The sequence below is a fragment of the Flavobacteriales bacterium genome (assembly GCA_016779935.1).
Taxonomy (GTDB): domain Bacteria; phylum Bacteroidota; class Bacteroidia; order Flavobacteriales; family UBA7312.
In genome coordinates this window covers 82,677-88,770 of record JADHMQ010000008.1, presented here as the reverse complement: position 1 = coordinate 88,770, position 6,094 = coordinate 82,677, and the positions used below count along the sequence as shown (strand labels likewise).

4 protein-coding genes, 1 tRNA gene and 1 riboswitch are annotated in these 6,094 nt (G+C 36.4%); of the genes, 3 read left to right on the top strand and 2 right to left on the bottom strand.

Annotated elements, in window-relative coordinates; translation table 11 throughout:
* Positions 1 to 134: 134 nt before the first annotated feature.
* Positions 135 to 207: transfer RNA gene (locus tag ISP73_05575), tRNA-Met, on the bottom strand.
* Positions 208 to 300: 93 nt separating this feature from the next.
* Between ISP73_05575 and ISP73_05570 the strand changes: the two genes are divergently transcribed.
* The 3 genes from ISP73_05570 to der are packed head-to-tail and all read left to right on the top strand — an operon-like array spanning position 301 to position 4,448.
* A complete protein-coding gene (locus tag ISP73_05570) occupies positions 301 to 2,256 on the top strand; it encodes an ATP-binding cassette domain-containing protein (protein MBL6658053.1) in 1,956 nt (651 codons plus the stop codon).
* Positions 2,256 to 3,137 (top strand): GTPase Era, encoded by an 882-nt coding sequence (era, locus tag ISP73_05565; GenBank protein ID MBL6658052.1) that lies wholly within the window; start codon positions 2,256 to 2,258, stop codon positions 3,135 to 3,137. Before ISP73_05570 ends, era begins: the two co-directional genes overlap by 1 nt.
* Positions 3,138 to 3,143: 6 nt before the next feature.
* Complete coding sequence (der, locus tag ISP73_05560) at positions 3,144 to 4,448, top strand: ribosome biogenesis GTPase Der (GenBank protein ID MBL6658051.1); 1,305 nt, start codon at positions 3,144 to 3,146, stop codon at positions 4,446 to 4,448.
* Between the two features lies 1 nt (position 4,449).
* On the opposite strand, the gene ISP73_05555 is transcribed toward der, so the two are convergent.
* Complete coding sequence (locus ISP73_05555; GenBank protein MBL6658050.1) at positions 4,450 to 5,739, bottom strand: methionine adenosyltransferase; 1,290 nt, start codon at positions 5,737 to 5,739, stop codon at positions 4,450 to 4,452.
* 189 nt (positions 5,740 to 5,928) lie between these two features.
* A riboswitch (SAM riboswitch) is annotated at positions 5,929 to 6,032 on the top strand.
* Positions 6,033 to 6,094: the final 62 nt, after the last annotated feature.

The following is a 6,094-nucleotide window of genomic DNA, read 5'->3' as shown; positions in this document are numbered from 1 at the left end:
TCACAATATTAAACCTGTCGATAATCAAGACATAGCAAATGTTAAAGATAAAAATGAATTACACCTGGCAATAATTGAAAGATATAAATCAAAAACGGTTACACTATAATAGTATAACCGTTTTATTGTTTTAGTAGCGAGGGCAGGACTCGAACCTACGACCTTCGGGTTATGAGCCCGACGAGCTACCAACTGCTCCACCTCGCGATGTGAGGGCAAATATACACTAAAATTACATTATCGTTTCATTTTTACTTCTCTTTTTAAGAGGCTATAAAAATAGTGTACTTTTGCACGCTTATGATTTCAGCGAATAACATATCGGTTTATTTTGGAGGGCAAGAACTGTTCGACGATGTTTCATTTATGGTGAATAAGGGTGACCGTATTGGCTTAGTTGGAAAGAATGGAGCAGGGAAGTCAACCTTACTTAGAATTTTATCTGGCGAGCAAAAAGCCAATGAAGGCTCAATATCTACTCCAAATGAGTCTACCATAGGTTATTTAAGGCAAGACTTAGAGTTTGAAGAAGGAAGAACAGTACAAGAGGAAGCAGAACAAGCCTTTCAAGAAATAAAAAAACTTGAGCAGCAAATCAACAGCGTTAACTTAAAAATGAGTGAGCGAACCGATTACGAAAGTGATGGTTATATGCAACTCATTACCGATTTGAACGACTTAAATGAACGTTTTGGTATGCTAGGAGGCTATACTATACAATCTGAAATGAGTCAGGTTTTATTAGGTCTAGGATTTCAGCTTGATGATTTTGACCGACAAACCAACGAGTTTAGTGGTGGCTGGAGAATGCGACTGGAGTTAGCAAAAATCTTATTGAGCAAACCAGATGTTTTATTACTTGATGAGCCTACTAATCACCTAGATATTGAATCCATTGTTTGGTTAGAAGGGTGGCTAAAAAATTATTCAGGAGCAGTTGTTTTGGTGTCTCACGACAGAGCCTTTTTGGATGCTGTGACTAACAGAACAATTGATTTAATTTTGGGTAAGGCTAACGATTATAAAGCCAGCTATTCTAAGTATGTTGAGCTCAGAAAGGATAGACAAGAAAAACAAATCCAATCCAAGAAAAACCAAGATAAAGAGATTAAGCAAACAAAGATGCTTATTGAAAAATTTAGAGCAAAGAAAAGCAAAGCCTCTTTTGCTCAGAGTTTAATTAAAAAGTTGGATAAAATGGATCTTGTAGAAGTAGAGCAAGATGAAACTGCTTCAATGTATTTTAAATTTCCACCTGCTCCACATTCTGGAAAAGTAACCCTAAAAGTATCAAACGTTTCTAAAAAATACGATGACTTACAGGTGTTAAAGGGCGTTAATTTAATGCTTGAAAGAGGAGATAAAATTGCTTTCGTTGGAAAGAACGGTGAAGGTAAAACCACTCTAGCAAAAATGATAGTGAATGCTATCAAATACGATGGAGAAATAGAATACGGTTACCAAGTAAAAGTCGGTTATTATGCCCAAAATCAGTCAGAATTATTGGATGAAAATAAAAGCATTTTTGAAGTAGTTGAAGACGCTGCCGATGAACACAGTCGACCCCGTGTAAGAGATATGCTAGGGTCATTTTTATTTAGTGGCGATACAGTTCAGAAAAAGGTTAAAGTCTTATCAGGTGGTGAAAGGGCAAGAGTAGCATTGTGTAAATTGCTTTTGGAGCCAGTAAACCTGCTCATTATGGATGAGCCTACCAATCACTTGGATATGGTATCAAAAGATATTTTGAAAAGAGCCTTGAAGAATTACGATGGCACCTTAATAATAGTGTCTCACGATAGAGATTTCCTTGAAAGCTTAACGGAGAAGGTTTACGAGTTCAAAGATAAAAACATTAAAGAATACTTGGGAGATATTAATGACTTCTTGAAAGAGAAAAAAGTACAAGACTTTACACAATTTGAATTAGAGAATAAGCAAAAGAGTAAAGTCAAAAAGTCGGATGATTCAGCAAATAAACAAACCTTCAATGAACGCAAACAGCTCGACAAAGACATTCGTAAACTATCCAATAAAGTAGGGCAGTTTGAAAGAGCAGTAGAACGCCTCGAAAAAGAGTTAAAAGAATTAGATGACGAATTAGCAAACCACGAACGCTACAAAGAGTTATCTTCGCAAAAAGGTTTTTTCGAATCTTACCAAGACAAGCAAAACGAGCTGAATCAAAATATGAGTAGTTGGGAAGAGTCTTTAGAACGTTTGGAAGTAATAAAAGATAAACGCTCAAAACTATAATGGAACACAAAGCAGGTTATGTAAATATCATTGGTAATCCAAATGTTGGTAAATCAACTTTGATGAATGCTTTGGTTGGTGAACGCTTATCGATTATCACTTCAAAGGCTCAGACGACTCGCCATAGGATATTGGGTATTGTTAATGATGATGAGCATCAAATCATTTTTTCAGACACGCCTGGGGTCATTGACCCAGCCTATAAGTTGCAAGAAAATATGATGGACTTCGTTCATGGCGCATTCCAAGATGCAGACATTCTCATTTATATGGTTGAGACTGGTGAGAAGGAACTCAAGGATATAAAGCTTTTTGAACGACTTCAGAATACAGACATTCCACTACTACTATTGCTCAATAAAATTGATACTGCAGAACAAGATTTTGTAAAAGAACAAATAGCCATTTGGAAAGAACGTTTGCCAAAGGCTGAAATTCACCCAATTTCTGCACTCAATAAATTCAATCTTGATTTGGTAATGGATAGAATCAAGGAGCTTTTACCTGTCTCACCACCTTACTTTGATAAAGACGCTCTTACAGACAAGTCGGAACGCTTTTTTGTTGGAGAAACTATCAGAGAGAAGATATTAAAATACTATAAAAAAGAAATTCCATATTCAGTAGAAGTTGAGGTAGAAGAATTTTTTGAAGAAGAAGAAATCATTAAAATACGTGCCATTATCAATGTGTCAAGAGAATCACAAAAGGGCATAATTATAGGGCATAAAGGAAGAGCCTTGAAAAAAGTAGGCACACTAGCCAGAAGAGATATGGAGACATTCTTTCAGAAAAAGATATTCTTAGATTTGTATGTCAAAGTCAATAAGGATTGGCGAAACGACGATAAGCAACTAAAACGTTTCGGTTATAATAACTAACATACCATGGGAAATATAGTAGCAATAGTAGGTCGGCCAAATGTTGGAAAATCAACATTTTTTAATAGACTAATTCAGAAGCGACAAGCTATCGTTGACTCTGTAAGTGGTGTAACACGTGATAGGCATTATGGCACAACGGATTGGAACGGGAAAGGGTTTTCTGTAATCGATACTGGTGGTTATATCGTAGGTTCTGATGATATTTTTGAAGGGGAAATACGAAAGCAAGTTAATCTAGCAATTGAAGAAGCTAATGCTATTTTGTTTTTAGTGGATGCGCAGGAGGGTGTAACCGATATGGATTTGACTGTTGCCAAGCATCTGCGTAAATCCGATAAACCAGTTTTTCTCGTTGCCAACAAAGTGGATAATGGTAAAATAATGCAAGAAGCAGTGGAATTATATTCTTTAGGAATGGGAGATTATTTCTGCATATCTTCAATTAACGGAAGTGGAACAGGGGAGTTGTTAGATGAATTAGTCAGTAAACTTCCAGATACTGAAACAGAAGAAGAAAGTGACTTGCCACGATTTGCCATAGTAGGCCGACCAAATGTTGGGAAATCCTCATTTGTTAACGCTTTAGTAGGCGAGGAAAGAAATATTGTTACCGATATTGCAGGTACAACGAGAGATTCATTAGACACACACTACACAAAGTTTGGATACGATTTCGTATTAGTAGATACCGCAGGAGTTAGGAAGAAAAAGAAAGTCAGCGAAGACCTAGAGTTTTACTCAGTGATGCGTTCAATTCGTTCCATTGAATATTCCGATGTATGCTTGTTACTCATTGACGCTACACTAGGTTTCGAATCACAAGATTTAAATATCTTTCATCTAGCAGACAAAAACAATAAGGGTATCGTTATTCTAGTAAATAAATGGGATTTGGTTGATAAGGATACCCACACGACTAAAACGTATGAAACTGCTATTCGAGAAAAAATATCTCCTTTTACTGACGTCCCTATTTTATTTATTTCTGCCCTAACAAAGCAACGTTTGCTAAAGGCTCTAGAAATAGCAATAGATGTTTCAGAAAATAGAAAAGTACGAATAAGTACTTCTAAACTGAACGATGTCATGCTACCATTTATAGAGCAAAATCCACCTCCAGCAACTAAGGGTAAATATATTCGAATAAAATTCTGTACGCAGTTACCAACTAAGACGCCAACTTTTGCCTTTTTTGCCAATTTACCACAATATATAAAAGACCCTTACAAACGATACATCGAAAATAAACTTCGGGAGAGTTTTGACTTTAATGGTGTGCCAATTCAGATTTTCTTTAGAAAGAAATAGACTAAAGATTAAAAGCCTTTTTGACCTCGTTCAAATAGTCTAACTTTTCCCAAGTGAATGTTTCTAAAGTAACTTCTTTAGACTGTCCTTCAACATCAAAGGTAAACGATTTGATTTCGGGAGTTCTACCCATATGACCATAAGCCGCCGTTTCCTGATAAATTGGATTTTTAAGCTTTAAGCGATCAATAATAGCAGCTGGTCTCATATCGAAAATACCCTCTACCTTTTTAGCGATTTCACCATCTGATAAACCGACATTTGAAGTGCCGTATGTATCAACAAAAATACCCATTGGCTTTGCAACACCAATAGCATAAGACACTTGAACCAATACTTGTTTACATAGTCCTGCAGCAACAAGGTTTTTAGCAATGTGTCGTGTGGCATAAGCTGCCGAACGGTCAACTTTAGAAGGGTCTTTACCAGAGAATGCACCACCACCATGAGCACCTTTACCACCATAGGTGTCAACAATAATTTTACGGCCAGTTAGGCCCGTATCGCCATGTGGTCCACCGATAACAAATTTACCCGTTGGATTGACATGGTATTTTTCTGTTCCAAAAAGAACTTGTTGTCGTTCTTCTAATTGTGCTAGCACCCTAGGAATGAGAATAGTTTTTACATCATTTTCTATTTGCTTCTGCATAGAAGTCTCTGCTTGTGATTTAGCAGCATCCGTATCCTCTTGAGGCATAATAAACTCATCGTGTTGAGTAGAAACTACAATAGCCTCAATACGAATTGGTTGATTATCGTCACTGTACTCAATAGTTACCTGAGACTTTGAATCTGGTCGTAGATATGTCATTTCTTTACCCTCTCTTCTAATATCGGCTAATTCGATGAGGATACGGTGAGATAAATCTAAAGCTAAAGGCATATAATTATCCGTTTCGTCGGTAGCATAACCAAACATCATACCTTGATCGCCCGCACCTTGTTCAGCGTGTAAGCCTTTATCGGCTTCAACACCTTGATTGATGTCTTCCGATTGTTCATGTATAGCAGAAATAACACCACAACTATCAGCATCAAATTGATATTCCGATTTGTTATAGCCAATTTTACGAATGACTTTTCTAGCGATTTTTTGAACATCTACATAAGCTTTGGTCTTTACCTCGCCACTCAATACAGTAAGCCCTGTAGTAACAAGAGTTTCACAAGCCACTTTAGAGTCTTTATCTTGGGCTAAAAAATTATCGAGTAGCGCATCTGAAATTTGATCTGCCACTTTATCAGGATGTCCTTCTGATACGGATTCTGAGGTGAAAAAATAAGCCATTTTCTATTGTATTAGAATTATTAAACTTAAGTGAAAATAGCCGTTGCGAAGTCATTCCTGTTTTAGCATTTTTTTAGGAGTGGTTGCAATCAGCCAAATTTATCCACTTATTAAATCGTCTGCGAAATTAAAAAAATAAATTCATTAATTTTTTTGCATTCTAAATTAATTTCAGCTTACATTTGTATCAACTTATCAAGAAAGACTGAGGGATTGGGCCCGATGATGTCTTAGCAACCCTGACCAAGCAGGGTGCTAACTCCCACTTCGATTGAATCGAAGGTAGATGAGAAAAATCAATTCCATTTTTACTTCTTTCAAGATAGGTTATTTTAAAATTTAAATAACTTGTTTT

Coding starts and splice junctions, on each gene's coding strand:
- era (MBL6658052.1), top strand. CDS start 2,256: ATGGAACACAAAGCAGGTTATGTAAATATCATTGGTAATCCAAATGTT.
- ISP73_05555 (MBL6658050.1), bottom strand. CDS start 5,739: ATGGCTTATTTTTTCACCTCAGAATCCGTATCAGAAGGACATCCTGAT.
- ISP73_05570 (MBL6658053.1), top strand. CDS start 301: ATGATTTCAGCGAATAACATATCGGTTTATTTTGGAGGGCAAGAACTG.
- der (MBL6658051.1), top strand. CDS start 3,144: ATGGGAAATATAGTAGCAATAGTAGGTCGGCCAAATGTTGGAAAATCA.